This is a genomic window from Fictibacillus phosphorivorans, assembly GCF_001619875.1.
Taxonomy (GTDB): domain Bacteria; phylum Bacillota; class Bacilli; order Bacillales; family Fictibacillaceae; genus Fictibacillus; species Fictibacillus phosphorivorans_B.
Map to the genome: position 1 here is coordinate 1 of NZ_LRFC01000016.1, position 16,698 is coordinate 16,698.

Sequence of the window (16,698 nt, forward strand, 5' to 3'; positions counted from 1 at the left end):
AGCGTTGTAAATCCGCATTTTCCTGACGGGACCCCTTTATTCGCTTTTCTTGCTCTTCTTTCTTATTTGGAATTGCAGCCAATTCTCTCTTAAATCCTTCTATTTTTTTCTCTAAACTGGTTAGTTCTTGCCCTTTTTTTCCTACACAATCAAAATAACTTTCAATTTTATCATTGAAATTACTCACAAACTTATTGAAATTTTCTAATCCGAATAATGTAGAAAGCCTCTGTTGCTGGTTCTGAGGCGTATTTGCTGACACTCTTGCGAATCCTTCAATTCTATTTCTTTCAATAAAGCAAAATTCATAATCTGATAAACTTGGCATTACAACAATTTCTTTTCCGTATGTATCAATACCTAATAAGGTAGGCGACTGTCCCTGTTTTGTATGAGCATTTTGAATATATTGATTAATGTTAATCCTTTTATTATCCGCTTCGTAAATTGTACCTAACAAAGAATATTCTAGTGCTTCACATAGACTCGATTTTCCAGTCCCATTTGGTCCATATATAAATGTATATGTAGAATTTAAATTAAATTTTAATTCACTTGTAAAGCCCCGGAAATTCTCTACCGTTAAGTTAGATAAATAAAGAATATCTTGAGTACTGGTCTCATTCTCCAAACTCTCCGACATTATATCTACAACACTGTCTCCGGTTTTATGTAGTAGTTCAACAATAATTTTAGCTCTATTACCACGAGCACTTGTTGCGGACTCAACTTTATCAAATTGACTTAGAATCAGGCTAGCTATCTTTTTTTCATACTCATTAAATTGATCTTGATATCCAGCTAAGAACCTTTTATATTCTATGATTGCCTTGGACAAAATAACCTCTCCTTTAAGCTAATTCCACCGTTTAATAGGTTAATTTTACCATGTATTGTTATTGAATTAATATTGTACGATTAATTATTTTTTGGAATTCTAATCCCAGGTCTTTTAAGCTCTGCTTTCTCAATAGATTTACTTTCTGTAGAATCCTACACTATAAAACGAACTAGCGTTCGTATATAATTACTTGAAGAGAAAAAATATGTGGAGGGATTTACTATGATACGTGATCGTGGAAACATCAAGTGGACAGCAATGATGCTGCCAGAACATGTTAAGGCACTACGAGCCTTTGATTCGGATCAAACAAAGAAAGAGAAACCTGAACTTGATGAACAGCACCTCTCACTAATGGAAGAGACAATCAGTGAAGCGATGGCTGAAAACTTGGAGTTATGTTTTACGTATTTTAAAAGTGATGATTTTCACTTGTATATTGGTAAAGTGCATTATATAGATACATATCGAAAAGAATTGAGAGTAATGGACTTTCATGAGGAGACATTCCGTTTAAAACTCGAAAGCCTGGTAGACGTTAGAATTCACTATCCACGATAAAAGAGCAATGGACCTCTGCATTGAATATTAAGATTCTATAATCCCTATTTTTGGACACAAAAAAATCGCTCTTTATGAAAGAACGATCGGTTACTTCCTTTGTCATTTAGCTTCTTCTAGTTCCCGAAGCAGAATTTCGGCGCCTTTAGGACTCAACACAAATTTCCCATCACCATACGTTTTGTTTTCGTTGGTTATTTCACCGGTAATCGCACACGCATTCTGGGCCATATATTTTTGGAAAATGATTTTATCATCATCTACAAAAATCTCTATTGCATCCTTAATTTCAATCTCCATGACTCTTCTTAACTCAATGGGAATAACAATTCTCCCCAGCTCGTCTACCTTCCTTACAACACCTGTACTTTTCATGCTAATATCTTCCTTCCTTAGGACGTGGGACGTCCGGTTAATTCTCCGACAAATTCTACATCATCGATCTTCCAGCCTTGCTCTTTCACATAAATAAGAGACGTTTTGACAATTACCGTTTCTGTATTCGATACATTATTATACTCTGTCGAAAGCTTGAATTCATTAAAGAACTCTGCCTCCGTTTTCGATGACTGATATTCAAACGGCTTCAGCCCGACCATGGTTGATTTGACGGATTGTTTGGATTCCGGTGGTTTCGTTCCAGAAGGATGAGTCGCTTTAAATCCACGATCGGTCATTAAGGGACGAATCTTTTGATAGCGTTCAGCCGTAGTTTCATAAGTGAAAAACGCTTCAAGGAACGACCGATTTTTAGATAGTGCCTCCGTTTGTTGAACAGAGGTTAGGGATTTAATTTGTTCTTCATAATGACGCTGATTTGACCTAACTTCCTGCAGCTGGGAGCGTAAGCTAAAAACGTACATGATGATGATTACCGCTGCAATAAAAGCACCCATAATCATAATGTAATTTTTCTTTTGGCTGGGTTCCATGATTTTCACCTCCACTACTGAATCCTTCTAAATCCTAAGAAAGGATAAATATTTTTCCACTCTTGAACGGACGAATAAGAAGTGCCGTTGCTGCCGTTCGCATTAATGAATTGGCCATCTCCTACATACATGCCGACGTGAGAAGCTCCTGGTTTATAGGTAGAAAAAAAGACTAAATCTCCCGGTTTTATTTGATCTTCAGGAACAGGAACAGTTTTGTCGTATTGAGATTGCGCTGTTCCGTACATGTCTACGCCAACCTGCGCAAAAGCATATTCGAGTAATCCTGAACAATCAAATCCGCCGGCTGCTGGCGTTCGACCTCCCCATACGTAAGGGCGGCCAAGAAATTCTTTCATAATGTGATGGACTTCCTCTACATCAAATGACTGGCTTCCATCTCCTACGACGACCTTCCCGCCATTTCCGCCCTCATAATAGCGAAGGACGTGTTCGACATAGTGGACGTCTCCATACCGGGACCATCCGTTTTTGACAGCCATCATCTCACTAAAATCAATAGCGACTTCCTTGGAATACCCTCCCCGTTCTAAGGCATAGCCGATAAATCCATTCCCAAAATTATAAGACTGCAGGGCTAGGTGAATATCTCCTTTGGCTTGTTTCATCACATCCGCAAAATACTTCACCCCAATCTGAATGGAGTATTCAGGATCGGTAATAGCCCCAGGTGGTAACCCGATTGATTCAGAACTCTGCATCACATCTAAATGTCGGCCACCACTTTCTTGTTGGATCAGAGCCATGATCAGCCCGACATATTCGCCAATCCCATTTTCCTCTGCATATTTCCGAATGAGGGGTTCATATCGAAGGACTTCAGCCGATACCTCTGCTGTTCCTCCAGCTCCTTCTCCTGAAAGCCCGGAGTCAAATTGATTTTCTCCGCCGAGACTAATCGAGATGAATAAAGCAATGCCGAAAATGGATAGGAGGAGAAGAAGGATCCCTGCAATCACCCACGTAAGAGGGTTTTTCAGAATGGTCACGGTTTTAACAACTTTTGCACCTTTCTTCAAAACGCCTTGCATAGGCTCTCCTTTCTGAAAGCCATTTTGACGCAACAAGACAAGGGGTTAACCACAAAACAAAAGTTAACTGCGTCAGAAGGCTTCTCTCCGACATCATTTTTGTCGGTTCGTTTGCTCATGCTTGGACTTCCTGCTTTCTGATCGTTTGACCGTCTCACCAGAAGTATTTGCATTCCTTTTTTTGATTTGCTGCTCAGCTTCCCATTGAGTGATGTGTTTGTCTGGGTCTCTCGATGCCGCCACCTCTTTTTGACTATCCATTCGTCCTGCCGGATTACGGTGAGGGGAAGGCTGGTGAGTCGTACTTCCATTTTTTTGTTGCTGGATTGGTTTAGATTCCTTATTTGTTGCTCTCTCTGACTTTGTTGAGCCAGGATTACGAGCCTCTGAAACGGATCGTTGAGAGGAAGGTGTTCTAGCAGCCTGCACTTTCTCCTCACTTTTGTTGGGTCCTTCACTTTTTTGCTTTTTGTAATCATTTAAATTCACGATCGCAGCTCCTGCATTTCGTGAAGCTGATCGAGGGGTCTCCGTTCCTGTAGCCGCTAAATCGCTTTTCATCCCTTTTTTATTCTGTTTTTCTGAATTTTTTTCACTTCCTAATTTGTTCTCTCCGACTGCTTTACGGTGCTCTGACCGTTCACCACTAGCTCCGGCCGCTTTCCGGCCAGCTCCCTCTAAACCAGATTGAAATTCGTCCATACGCTTTTTCTGTTTATGGTTTTGATGGGCTTTACCTACCATCCGTTTAGCCCCCTTCATTCCTCTGTCTCCAGCATCTCCCAATCGATTCAGGGTATTGGTGGTCGTTCTTTCCACCACTTGCTGACCTTGAACCATACCAGCTGAAGCGACTTCAAAGATTTCCGTACGATATTTGAACAAGCCCCAAATGGTAATGCAAATCAGAAAGACCACAAACGCATATCCTTCTACACCGTTCGTGACTTTAACTGATTCATAAAGGAGAGTGACCAGTCCCGTGATTACCGCAATTAAGAGAACGAGCCCTGCCTTCATAAGCAGAACACCCACAATCTTTTTCCCATGATTCAATGCACTTTCACTGTAAGCTGGGATGAGAGAAAGAATGAGTGGAATGGCCGTAAAAATGACTAAAGCTAAAAACCAGACTTGAAGCAAAAACTTAAAAACACCTAATAACAAAACCGGAATGGCCAAAGCAATCGTGGAAATGATCGTGATAATAAGATAGCCAAACCGCTCTCCACTGAATTCAGGAGACATTTGCTTGTTGTCTAGTTCTGAAACTTCAGCATTAACAATGTTTTTTCTTTGTTCTTTCCCTTCATCAGAGTAGGGTTTAATGGCCAATAAATTATCTACTCGATTGGGATTTTCCTTGATGATGTCAGCTTCTTTCGTGGAACCATAGTTTAAAAGCAAATACGGCCGCTTAACCATAAGGTTAAACAGTTGATTTTCAAGCAAGGCGATGCCCTCTTTAGGGTTATAAGCCGCATTACTGTCAAACTCGTCCGAACTGATAAGAACATTTGCTGAGCTGGCGATGCCTTCAAGTTCAGCCCCTCGATCATTGAGCCATTTGATATTCCCTGTCGCATCGGAGTAAAACCAAAAGGTCAGGACCGTGATGGCCAATGCTCCAAGGATGGCTTTTACTGCATGACCGACCTGCTGATTGACGAAATAACGCCACGCAGCAGCTCCACCCACAAAGATGACAAACAACGAGAGGAACGTACCGGACATAATCTCATAAATCCGTTCACTCATAATTCCGGCTTCGCTTGCAATGCTGCTGATTAAATCAAATGACATGAGTTGATTGGTCGAATAAAGAGTAAAGCTGGCAAGGGTTTTATTGAATCCCCACATCCCTTGATTAATGGCGTGCAAGGCATTATCCGCAGCATCTTTAAATCCGTCCCCTATGTTCGCTTCCATCTTGTAATGATCGAGAGGATATTCTTTGCTTTCCAGAGTCACACGACCAACGGTCTCCTCTTTTTTCTGAACAGTCGGGGAAGAATCTTCGGCCAGTGTAGCCGCTGGCATGAGAAGAAATAGCAGCGCTATCCCTAAACCGATCCCCCGTTTTAGGAAGTTCATCCAATCCCTCCTTATTCGCAGTGAATACAAGCTTGTCGGTCAAACTTGTCTTTGATATCCTCCCGGTTAATATCCAAACTCTTACTCGTATCTACCTTCCACACATCAGATTTTTGACGGAGCAGAATGTTATCTTTAACGGTATTATCACCATTTGGATTTTTGAAATCTGTAAAAACATAATAGTATTCAGACTCTTTGTCGTAGTAAACTTCAAAACGAATATCTTTATATTTCAAACCGGAATTAATCTTCTTAGCTCCTTTATCAACTTCATAAGAGCCTTTCTTAAACACAAGCTCTTGCTGCTTATCATATTCGTTATTAAATTTTGCTTTTTCCCAATCATAAGCAACCTTTGAAATATCTTCAGAAGAAGTGCCCTGATTGCACCCGGTTAAAAGTGCAACCAACGCTAAAAGGGAGATAACTAGTGTTTTCTTCAAATGAATGCCTCCTCGGTTTCCGCTCTGCCTCGGTCATTTTCTTTCGTATTGAAGGCGCTGATCCATTCATCAAACAGGACATCGGTTTGAATCTTGGCGGTGCGTCCGTACATGTCTTCAACGATACACTGACCCTCGGTCAGATTTTTCAGCATATCCCGGTTAGCTTTGTTGTCCTCCAGGCCGAGAAATTCAATGATGTTCGCTGCTTCTTCAGTGGTTTTCGCTTTAAACGCAAATTTTGTACCGATATTCTCTTTGATTTGAGGCTTGTTGTATTCATACGTGGACTGCGTAATGATATAAACCGCGGAGCGCAAGGAACGGCCGGTTCGTAATAACTCATTGATGAGCCGATCACCGGCCCCTGTGTTCATGAGCATCCAGGCTTCTTCAAAGATCGTCATCTTGACCACGGAATCATCACGGGCAAAACGGGTGGCGAACTTCGCCAACGGCTGCATTAACGCAACAGCTATGTGTTCATCACGCGTCGAAGCTTTTTCGCCTTCATCTGGGAGATTCAAGTTTTGAATCTGCAATATATTGACTTGTTCATGCAAACTAATGCCTTCTACATTCCCATCCGAAAACATAAGCTTGGCGATGCCGTTTGTCCCGATCTCATAAAGAAGATCTCCGACGTTTCGGACGTCCTGATCTTCTGATTCTTGTAAATGACGAACGACATTTAAGAGTCCTGGCTTCTTCTCTTGCTGCAGCACGTGACGGACCCCTTTATAGATCGCCGTTTTTACATTCCGTTCATTGGATTGAAGCTCGGATAGGTATTCAAGGACACCAACCGCTGCATCTTGCGCCTCTTCTCCTTCCAAGAACGTCAAAGGATCGAGCTTTCCAGCGTCCTTCTTTTCACTTGATAGAGTAATATAGTTAAAGCTTTCAATTAAATCCCGGAAGAAAGGCGCTGTTCGCTCCATTTCAGGCGTGATCGCTTGTTTAAATTTCTTTTCTACTTCATCCTTAGGATCCGTCATAAGCACCTTGGCACCGAAAAAGACGCCATTCAACAAGATATCTTTTAACAAATACGATTTCCCCATTCCCGTTGGTCCTGAGATCGTGACGTGAGGAGAAGAATACTTCGAACCTTTTAAGCCCAAATGAGCGAGAAACGGATGAAAGAAAACAAGAGATTGAGAGTTTTCAACGCTTTCGCCCGCGTAAGAGATATTTTTCCCGAGATAAAAGCCGACGGTATTGCCAATCTTCCGCGTAAGGGAGAAAAGAGATTCCCCAAAAGATTCAGGAGTAAGGATTTGCTCCCAATCGTCCGCAACGATTTTAGCTCCTGGCAGGGATTGATGAAATAATAGGAGTTGGTCGGCTAACGGTTGGACAAGTTCGATCTGCTGATCCTTAAAATCGATTTTGAGCCTTCTGGCTCGTTTTCGAACTTCTTCTTTTGTTGGGCCGTAGACCACGAAATTAATGTGAGTTCTGAGGAGTGGTTTACCTTGATTCTTGATTTGATTTTCTAAATCGTGCAGAAGTTCACGGCCTGTATTAATTAAACTGTCATCATCCTCATTGGCTTCAATGAGTTGGGCATCCTGATCACGAAATCGCTTTTTGATGGTATTGGTACGGCCTTCATCCTCCTTTTTGTTCTTGTAGATCGTTCGCATGTTGACTTCAACCGGGAAAGGATACGACTGAAAGAAATACGCCCATTCTTTATAGCCTAGCTGAATGGGGAATTCGGAAACTGGAAGAAACGCACACCAAGATTCATCTTCTAGTTGTTGAATACCCACATAGCCGGCTTTTCCGGGATCTAGGATGCCTTCTGTAAGACTGTACACACTGCCCTCCCCGTCAGGCTGCGCTTGACCTCTGACAAACTGATGACGAATGATGTAGCGAAGCTCTTTTTCCTTCACTCGATTGGCCCCTAGATAATGATTGAGCGTTGTGAAAGCATCCTCCTCGGATTCCTCAAATAACCGAACGGTTAAATCATCAATGCTCTGACCGCCAAAACCGGCAAGTTTCTGAAGGTACCGGTTCATGCTTTTAAAAGAGGAGGAAAAAGAATGCATGAGATTCTCATCAAGTTCCTGTCGCTTTAACTTCACACCAACAAAAAACTTATACTCGACCACGTGTTTCGCTTCTTCTCTTAAAATCTCTTTGGCTCGTTCTGCGTAATACATGCCGGTATCCGCGTACTGCCCTTCATATTGAGCTTGCAGGCTATCCATCCGTTTATCGATATCAACAGGAATCGGTACGATTTTATAATCGATTTCTTCAAATGCCGAGAACTGCCAAGCCAGCCGTTGCAGACGGTTCACAAGATGATTTTCTGCTTCTTGTTCATTAACGCCTACGGTGTTTTCATGCAAACGATAATAAGACCAGGCTTCCATATCATGTGTATAGATCACGTTGTCTTTAAAAGATTGAATCGGAAACTGTATCATACAATCACCACCTTATTGGAATCGCTCGTAAGACTGCGCTTTCTTCATTTGTGGCTGGTACACACTCTTTTGGCTGCTGTAGGAATAACGTTTAGTAAATAGATAACGGAAATAACCGATGAAAAAACGGTCCAATCGCTTTCCATCCAATCGGCTTTTGCAAATGGCCCCCGCAATCAACCAAGGCAACACAGCATAAAACGCAAGCTGCAGCGTGGTCGGCAAAATGTGATTAATGCTGCCTCTAAAGAGAAAGAAAAAGCCGAAGATCAGGACGGCCACGATGATTTGCCGAATCTCAATCCCCTTGGAAAAGACGAGGGATTTCTCGCCTTTTCCAAGCTTCCAGATTTTCAAGGGATATTTAAAAAACTTCCGATAACTGTAGGCATCTGTCCTCAATTTAAACCACCACTTTTAACTTGATCCCATATCGCATTAGCCATGCTTTCAAACTCCCCAGGATTGGCTACGATCACATAGCAGACAACCGCAAAAACAAAACTGGAGAAAAACTGGCCCCATCGTTGAGAAATAAACGCTCGGACAATCATGACAATCATAATGATGAACAAAACGGCCGCCACCTGACCTGAAACATAATCAGTTAACCCTGTAATATCCGGCATTTTCCATCATCCTCCTAAAGTGTGTTTGAACTGTTTCACATAAAATTTATTGTTCTCTTTGCTTACGACAAGAGTAAAAGGATGTTTGGTCTGCAATCCCGTATTCGCCTCTTGCAGAAGCACAAGCGTCTTCACAATGTACTGTCCTTCTTGCTCACCATCATAAACCACAAAATCTTCCAATCCCTTATACTCGTAAAGATCTTTCAAAGATTCTGGCTTTTCCATGAGATAAGCCATCTCATCCACTGAATTGGTTGTATATGAGGTGAAAAACTGTGTAACAAATTGTTTCATCTCATCTTCCACTTTGACATTTTGTTGAGATTGATCAGTTTGATCTTGAACCGCTGCGACTCTCGACTTTCCAGGAATCGCTTGATAGTAAGGTTGTTCAATGACATTAAAAGAGTTTCCATCCGTCCCTAGCCGGACCACAATCATTTGCTCTTTCTTCCCCAATGGCTCATCGATTTTCTTCATTCTTTCCTCTTTTACGACTGCTTCTTTTCCATCTTTCCCCTTGCTTTTAACAGGAACTTGCTCTTTTTTCTCGACGACGTTGAAAAGTTCATAATCTATACGATAAACATAACTCGCTGCATCTTCGCTCACGTTCTTCACATCATATAAGCTAGCACTCTTCAAAACTCGTTTCCCTTGAAAAGCTGTTAGGTTTTCAAGTTCTCCCACCTGTAACCCTTCAGCCAAGAAGTCTTGAAGTGCTTTCGATCGTTCTTCTCGTTTCTTCTCATCATTGGATACGTTGATATAGGTAGTAACGAATTGGTTGGCAAACGTTTCACCAGCTGGTGAATTGGCGAACCCTACCTCATTTAGACTTTCAATCTGCGAAGACGCTTGATCTTGATAACCGTTTACCTTTTCATTCAGAAACCCGGTTCGCGCCCAGGCCTGAAAGGAGAAAAAGATAACCCCGAGCAACACACCCCAAAAGACCACGGTAAAGGCGGTTCGTCTATTCAAACGAGAAGTCGTTAAACGTCGTTCATCTTTTAAGACTTTTTTTCTTCCTTGAGAGACATTCTTCTTAAGACCGCCTGTCAACTTGCTGAAAAAACTCATTGGATCCCTCCTAAGTCTAAGGCATTACGCACATACACTCGGCTGAAATACGTATCGTTGCCGTCCACCTCCACCATTTTTCGATTGATGAAAATCTCACCGATTTGAAGATTCTTAATTTCACTTGGATTGGCTTTAAAGCGTTCCACATCACGAACGGTTCCCATTTCGGCTTCATACCGGATATGGGGGTATTTCTTTTCAATCTGTTGCGTGATTTCCCGATCGGAAAACGTTCCGAACACCTGAGCGATGCGCTCTGCATCTTTGGAGGAATTCACGCGTCCTGTGGCAATGACATTACAGTTGGAAATGATCTGCTCGGTCATAATCGGATCCACGGCATCTATGTCGGACAACGTTTGAGTGGAAATGATACATTCAAAGCCAGCAGACCGTGATTTGTTCACGATATCCACGATTCGGCGGTCGCCATAAGCAGAAAACTCATCGTATACACCGAAGATGGATTTTCGCCCCTTTGCCTGACGGTATGCGACCAGACTGTTCACATCAAGAATGATCATTTTCCCAATTTTCCGAATATAGTCCGCATACCGACTCCCTGAAATACTGAAAATTACCACATCGTTGTGATCCGTAATGTTTTGAAGATCGATGCCTTCTTCACGTTCGATGAATAAATGGCCCAGATCAGACTCAAGTAATTCGCCCAATTGCATTTTCAATCGAGTTAAGCAGCCTACTACGATTTCTTCCGGGAACTCATCATCCAAAATGGTCTTAATCCGTTGCATACCTTCTTGAAGCTTTGTCACAGTCCGCTTACGCCTCTCTACAACCTTTTTCTTGACGATTTCGACCGTTGATTCCGATGGTGCGACGAAACCGCTTAGATCGTCATCTGAGGACGCTGACGCTTTCCCAACTGCTACTTCTTCTTCGACTTCCACTTCAATGTCTTCTTCAATTTCTTCCTGGATGCTGTGTTCCTTGAAAAAGTCATTCATGGAATCTACATTCGTCAATTTCGCAATCGTTTTGATATCCCTCGTAACCTGAGCTTCATCAATGAGCTTAACCACCAGCTGTAGATACCGTGAAGCTATATCCGTGTAGTAAGCACCGTCTCCTTCACTCGAAAAGCTGAAGAGGGACATGAGCTTATCGCGTGTTTCTGTCGGTGTACCATTTTTGATCGGATTGTAGGTCAAGTTATCCATTTCTGAAAACAGGTACACTTTACGGCCATACGCCTCACATAACGCTTTAAATTCGAGCATGGATTTCCGCTCGCCCTTCCCATCTACAAAGATGATGGGTTTATCCTGCTGCAGCGCCGCTTCCATTAAAGAAGCAATCAAGGTCGTCTTTCCGGTCCCTGTCCCACCTGTAGCCAGCATGTGATAATTGAGCTCTCTCGCTTCCAGTGCAACTCGTTCTTTAAAGTCGGTATAGCCCACAAAGATTTCCTGTGAAGGCTTTCTGCGGTAATGCTGCTGTTTATTATTTAAAAACTTCACCCGGTTCTTTCTGAACGTTTTATACCTGTGTTCTGCCTTTTGCTTCTGAACCTCTCCGGATTTGGTCTTGACTCGCCTTTTCCAAAAAAACTTGGAGAAGATGAAAAAGCCAAAGGAAAAGAGGAAGGAAAGTCCCACTAATACCCAATAAGATGAAGCAGAAACCGCGATAGGATTCCCATTATTAAGTAGAGACTCTGCACCGGTTGAAAGATACGGGATATTCATTTCTGAAATCAATCCAAAATAGGTAAGCAGCATCCCGGTTTGAAATTGCCATAAAAGAATCAGGAATCCAGATCCTAAACCCACATAGAAAAACCATTCTCGCTTAAACATGTGCAATACAGCAAAAATCAACATTCCGAGTAGGGCTGGAATAAAAAAGAGAATCCCGATCATTCCTATCAAACCGTAGATGACCACATCACCAATCATTCGGTCCATTTCAGTTTGTTGCGTCTGGTCCTGGCGTTTCGCCATTGGATCCACTTGGCATCACCTCTTCCCAACGTTCGTTAATAATGACCGACGGAATTTTACGTATGGAAATTTTATCTGCATTAACTAATCGTCGCTTGGCGTCATTGACCACATTATGAATCTTCACATCATCTGCGAAATAGATCACTTGGTCGTAAGAATATGGCTGATCGTCTAAGCGTTTACTAGAGAGCAATTGCTCAAAAAGCTTAAACTTTTCATCATATCGTTTCCGTTCTTTCTTATTGAGTTCCAGCTCTACCCAGGTAGTTGTGACCACGCCTTCCGCATTTTTGAAAAAGAACACCGCATCCGGAATACGTTCACGGCTCGCGTTATACGCCTTTAATTTACTTTGATTATCTCCCTCTCCAATCATGGAGTGACGAATCTCTCTTTCCGTCCGATACGTAAACTGAACTCCCTGCTTCTCCGCCTGAAACTCATAAAAGAGAACCAGATCATTAAGCAGGAGATTATGCTGCATCGTATAAACAGAAGCTTTCGTCGGGACCGTCACATGAACATTCGTTAAGTTCCTGGCATCGATCGTCCCCAGGTAAACCCCTACTTTATGAGCAATCTGCTCATGCCTGACATATTTCTTCCCTTCAAGTTTTCGAAGTCTCCGGTACACACGGTGGATATTGGGTTCTTGAAACTTTAATAGAATCTGTTTGGCTGTCACCATTCCATTCCTTAAAATAAACGTAAGATACTCCAAATCTTTCTCTTTAAGCGAAGTATACTTTAGCATCAACTTCATCATCCTCTTCTAGCAAATATAGGAACCACTCTCCCTTTTAGCAGTTTACCAAAAGCCAGGCTGATTGCATAAACCAAAATCGAAAAACAAACCGCAAATACAAACACAACCACTTTAAGAATTTTCACCGCACACCAGCTGGCCAACACATAGAACAAAACCAATAAACCTAAATACGCTTGCAGCCATCTATTCAACATAGAGAACACAAAACACCCCCTTGAATTTTTATACACTTATATTAATATTTTTGCGTTATTCACTACAACCTACATTCCACCAACCACCTCCACTTTTGAATAGCAACATCCACTTACCAACCTTCACTTGAACTTGCCTTTATCCTTTTTCCCTTGAACTTTTCTTTTGATCTTGACCTTGTACTTATCCCTTGAACTTTATCTTTTACTCTTGAACTTTATTTCTTATCCTCCTCCCTCTTTCACACCAGACTCCTCATTTCCTCTCCGCCAACCCCACTCACACTTTAGATTGACCTCCGCCTTTATTTAGTAGCAGAAGACCTCGGCTATGTTTACGTAGTATAGGCGAGGTCTTCTGCTGGTTACGAAAATAAACAGGAGTCAATCTACCTTTTATTTAATGGGGTTGGCGGCCATTTTCTACCGCAAATATAATGCAAATTGAGTTTCTTTTGATTTACGTATTTAAATCTATTGAATTTTCTTATAATTCCTCTTAAGACCAGTGTAGTTTACGTACACCTGTTTGGCAATGATTGTAAAGGTAATTCGTTCCATATGCTCACTTGTTATTTCATATATGTGATATTTTTACTATCTAATCATAACAATTCTATATATCTCCCCAGCCTTTTTCTTAACCTCCTCCCTTTACTTCTATCTAGCTTCTTCTGCACCTGATCTCCCTAACATAGATTAAAAGTTTTAGATTTAAATCCTGAATTACACATTGACTAAATTTGAATACTGATTGCATATACTAGATCTTCTCTTAATCTCAATCCCCTATTATTTAATCCTTTTCCCTCCCTGATCTTCTTGCTCGCTTATCAATCCTCAGCCTCTTTTCTTTAGCCATATTCCTACTTTCCTATCGAGAGTAAGTAACGAAGCGCTAAACAGCATAATCACCAGCAGCTTAAAGTACTATTTAGCAAGCTTCAGCCTAAATTATTTTTAAAAGTTTGCAACAATCTCTTGCCTTTGTTTTCCTGGTTTGGCATACTCGGGCATCAGGCCAGGAAAACGGCTGGAAACGGCTGGCTGCAGTTTTCCCCCTTGTGAAGCCGGGAGAAAACCGCTGAACGTTGACGTACTCGGTGTACCGAGTTCAGGTATCCGTATGGTATCCGTATGTATAGCGCTTCAAAGTCTTGCTTTCGCTTGTGAGCATATCAACTGCACCATTCCCTTAGCTTAGTTAGAAAAAGCTTCTAACCCATCTCACAACCCCGCTATGCGCCTAACAGACACATAGCTATGGTGTCCAACCCTCCTTTTACTTTGTGGCTTTATTATGCTTGCATGGATCTCCAAGCATCTTTTTTCCCCACTGGCGAAAAGGAACAAAACATACCGTTCCTGCCTGGCCGATCGTGAAGCTCGATCAACCCGACACGCTGGACTTTCCGAAATTGGCTCCAGCTGACCTGTCATCTTTTTTTCTATCGAAGAGAGTAAGTCCCTTGCTCTCCGCATAGAACACGTAAAAAAGACCGTTACAAGCTGTTAGACAGCTCGTCCCGGTCTTAACCATTAGTATTTGCTTTACGCAGAGAATCAGCTTGAGTTTTGTCGCTATTTGTACCATAAAAAACCATGGAAATATAGCTAAAAAACATTGCAATTCTTTTAAATTATTGCTATTATAAGCACATATTAAAAAAGAATCTATGATTCGCACATAAAGCTAGCACTAGTTTGGCGACCGGGCTAGCTGTTTCACCAAAGGGCGTTGTTGTCAGCAACGCTTTTTTCTATGGTGAAAAATATGTATGTAAGGATTGAATAGTCTTTAATTTTAGTTCTATGAATCTAGTAAATATTAGAATTTAAAACCACTATACACTCTTTTAGAAAATCCGTAAACCCTTTATTTTAATAGGGTTTTTTCTTCGTCAATTTGTATACAAATTCTGTATACAAATGTTTGACTTGTAAACAAATTTTGTATACAATGAAGGGGGAAGAAAATAAATCCATTTTTCAGGAGGGAAAAACATGAGATTAGCTAGTATAGATATTGGAAATGACGCATTAAAAGGGTACTTTGGGTCTTTAGATCAGCAGCTCTATATTCCAAACATCATCGCAAAAGCCGAGGATCGTTCCATTATTGACATGGAAAAAAATCCGTTAGATGCATTACATGTTGAAGTGAATTCTTCAATTTTGAAAGAAAAAAATAGAAAAATTGCTGTTGGAAAACTAGCTTCTAAATTTCCTGATAATGATGAATTGAAACCGAATCAGGATAAAAGTGAATCTGATCAACCGATTCTGATGTTGCTTACAGCTTTAGCCTTTGATGCTGTTCAGAACATAAAAGAAGATGAAGATAATATCATTAATGCTACGTACTTACTATCTACTGGACTACCATTAGATGAAACAAAGCGAGAGAAAAACAAAGAGTTTCGTAAAAAATTAAAATCCGGACAGCACTCTGTTACGTTTTTAAAAACGCCCGAATTTGAAGGGAAAACCGTCAGAATTCAATTTGAGCAAGTGCTTGTCAATACAGAAGGCTTTGCAGCATATATGGATTTAACCACAGATAAAGATGGTTCTGTAAAGAATGAAGAGATATTCGGAAAGACTATCTTAATTAATGACATTGGAGGCCTTTCAACGGACTCCGCGATTATCACAAAAGATACTCAGGTAGATAACATCAACTCTAACGGTATTAAAAAAGGCGTTTCCACTTATCTAGACAGCATCATTCGTAAAGTAAGAGCTGAACACCAATATACAATTAATACCCGTCGAGATTTAGTAGAGATCATCACCAACGAAGATCCGGAAGAGCAAAACTACATTTGGAAATATGGAAACAGAATTTCAATTAAGAATATTGTAGATGATGAGCTCATGGCCTTGGCTAATGAAGAATATAAATTGATTCAAGATCTTTGGATTAGCGTTCCAGATATTCGCCTAAGCTATCAAATAGGTGGCGGAGCTGTTGTTCTACGTCCTTATCTACAAAAAATCAATGAAGCTGCTCAGCAATTTCCGTTGCGTTTTGTAAAACCAGACGACAGCGTTTGGATGATTGCACGCGCGTATTTTAAAATCTTAATTATGTACTGCGAGTCGAAGAACATTGATGTAAAAGAAGCAATCGCAGCGAAATAACGACTGATTAAAGGGGATTTACTATGGAAAAATTTCATGGGGGGAAGGTGGTGTCCTTTCGCCTTCCTCATGAAACACCTATAGATGTACTAAACTTTTTAACAGACCTAAAAGAAGAACATCAACGAAAATTCAGCAGTGAAATTGCCGATCGGTTCGTAGCAACCATGCAGGAAGAGCTAGCTGGAAAACCCATAAAGAAGTTTGATAAGAGCCTAAGTATCCCAATACCCGAAGACCTAACACCTGAAGAGATAAAATATTTACAAAACCATCGAACAAAGGCCATAATTGGTCAATTACTTGTGCAACTTCTCAAAGATCCAACGGCAGAAATTAAAATAAATTCCTCTGAAGAGGAAAAAATCATCAATAAAGAAGAACCAAAAAAGAACTTTGTGAATGACCAGAAGCTCCAATCCTTTGCTCAACAAAACTTTTTGGACTTTGATGATGATTAAGAAGCAAAAAAACGAACCTGCTTGGCTAAGCTAGGTTCGTTTTTTTTGATGTTTATATATGTAAGTTTTTCA

Annotated in this window: 16 protein-coding genes; 3 read left to right on the top strand and 13 right to left on the bottom strand. The window is 41.0% G+C overall.

Annotated features, from left to right (window positions below):
• A partial coding sequence (locus tag AWM68_RS09065; RefSeq protein ID WP_156488362.1) for an ATP-binding protein occupies nucleotides 1–838 on the bottom strand: 838 nt, incomplete at its 3' end.
• Nucleotides 839–1,063: 225 nt separating this feature from the next.
• Between AWM68_RS09065 and AWM68_RS09070 the strand changes: the two genes are divergently transcribed.
• The gene (locus AWM68_RS09070; protein ID WP_066240230.1) at nucleotides 1,064–1,402 is read left to right on the top strand and encodes a YolD-like family protein; all 339 of its coding nucleotides are present in this window, start codon (nucleotides 1,064–1,066) and stop codon (nucleotides 1,400–1,402) included.
• 102 nt (nucleotides 1,403–1,504) lie between these two features.
• On the opposite strand, the gene AWM68_RS09075 is transcribed toward AWM68_RS09070, so the two are convergent.
• The 12 genes from AWM68_RS09075 to AWM68_RS09130 form a co-directional block, all read right to left on the bottom strand.
• Nucleotides 1,505–1,777 (bottom strand): AbrB/MazE/SpoVT family DNA-binding domain-containing protein, encoded by a 273-nt coding sequence (locus AWM68_RS09075; protein WP_066240234.1) that lies wholly within the window; start codon nucleotides 1,775–1,777, stop codon nucleotides 1,505–1,507.
• A 17-nt stretch (nucleotides 1,778–1,794) separates the two neighbouring features.
• Entirely contained in the window at nucleotides 1,795–2,334 is a 540-nt protein-coding gene (locus tag AWM68_RS09080) for a hypothetical protein (RefSeq protein ID WP_066240237.1), read from the bottom strand.
• Between the two features lie 14 nt (nucleotides 2,335–2,348).
• Nucleotides 2,349–3,386: a bifunctional lytic transglycosylase/C40 family peptidase gene (locus AWM68_RS09085; protein WP_066240240.1), complete on the bottom strand. Its 1,038-nt coding sequence runs from the start codon at nucleotides 3,384–3,386 to the stop codon at nucleotides 2,349–2,351.
• A 93-nt stretch (nucleotides 3,387–3,479) separates the two neighbouring features.
• Nucleotides 3,480–5,480 (bottom strand): CD3337/EF1877 family mobilome membrane protein, encoded by a 2,001-nt coding sequence (locus AWM68_RS09090; protein WP_066240242.1) that lies wholly within the window; start codon nucleotides 5,478–5,480, stop codon nucleotides 3,480–3,482.
• A gap of 11 nt (nucleotides 5,481–5,491) precedes the next feature.
• Nucleotides 5,492–5,926, bottom strand: coding sequence for a hypothetical protein (locus tag AWM68_RS09095; RefSeq protein ID WP_066240245.1), 435 nt, complete (start codon nucleotides 5,924–5,926; stop codon nucleotides 5,492–5,494).
• On the bottom strand, nucleotides 5,923–8,373 hold the full coding sequence (locus tag AWM68_RS09100) for an ATP-binding protein (RefSeq protein ID WP_066240247.1): 2,451 nt from the start codon (nucleotides 8,371–8,373) through the stop codon (nucleotides 5,923–5,925). Before AWM68_RS09100 ends, AWM68_RS09095 begins: the two co-directional genes overlap by 4 nt.
• A 12-nt stretch (nucleotides 8,374–8,385) precedes the next feature.
• Nucleotides 8,386–8,775, bottom strand: coding sequence for a TcpE family conjugal transfer membrane protein (locus AWM68_RS09105; RefSeq protein WP_066240250.1), 390 nt, complete (start codon nucleotides 8,773–8,775; stop codon nucleotides 8,386–8,388).
• Entirely contained in the window at nucleotides 8,772–9,002 is a 231-nt protein-coding gene (locus AWM68_RS09110) for a TcpD family membrane protein (protein WP_066240255.1), read from the bottom strand. The genes AWM68_RS09105 and AWM68_RS09110 overlap by 4 nt, the downstream gene beginning before the upstream one ends.
• 6 nt (nucleotides 9,003–9,008) lie before the next feature.
• On the bottom strand, nucleotides 9,009–10,088 hold the full coding sequence (locus tag AWM68_RS09115; RefSeq protein WP_066240257.1) for a conjugal transfer protein: 1,080 nt from the start codon (nucleotides 10,086–10,088) through the stop codon (nucleotides 9,009–9,011).
• Entirely contained in the window at nucleotides 10,085–12,055 is a 1,971-nt protein-coding gene (locus tag AWM68_RS09120) for a type IV secretion system DNA-binding domain-containing protein (protein WP_066240261.1), read from the bottom strand. The genes AWM68_RS09115 and AWM68_RS09120 overlap by 4 nt, the downstream gene beginning before the upstream one ends.
• Entirely contained in the window at nucleotides 12,021–12,812 is a 792-nt protein-coding gene (locus AWM68_RS09125) for a hypothetical protein (protein ID WP_156488363.1), read from the bottom strand. The genes AWM68_RS09120 and AWM68_RS09125 overlap by 35 nt, the downstream gene beginning before the upstream one ends.
• Before the next feature lie 8 nt (nucleotides 12,813–12,820).
• Entirely contained in the window at nucleotides 12,821–13,030 is a 210-nt protein-coding gene (locus tag AWM68_RS09130; protein WP_066240267.1) for a hypothetical protein, read from the bottom strand.
• Nucleotides 13,031–15,025: 1,995 nt separating this feature from the next.
• On the opposite strand from AWM68_RS09130, the gene AWM68_RS09135 reads away from it, so the two are divergent.
• Both AWM68_RS09135 and AWM68_RS09140 read left to right on the top strand, forming a co-directional pair.
• Nucleotides 15,026–16,165, top strand: coding sequence for a ParM/StbA family protein (locus AWM68_RS09135; protein WP_066240270.1), 1,140 nt, complete (start codon nucleotides 15,026–15,028; stop codon nucleotides 16,163–16,165).
• Nucleotides 16,166–16,188: 23 nt separating this feature from the next.
• Nucleotides 16,189–16,626: a hypothetical protein gene (locus AWM68_RS09140; protein ID WP_066240273.1), complete on the top strand. Its 438-nt coding sequence runs from the start codon at nucleotides 16,189–16,191 to the stop codon at nucleotides 16,624–16,626.
• Nucleotides 16,627–16,698: the final 72 nt, after the last annotated feature.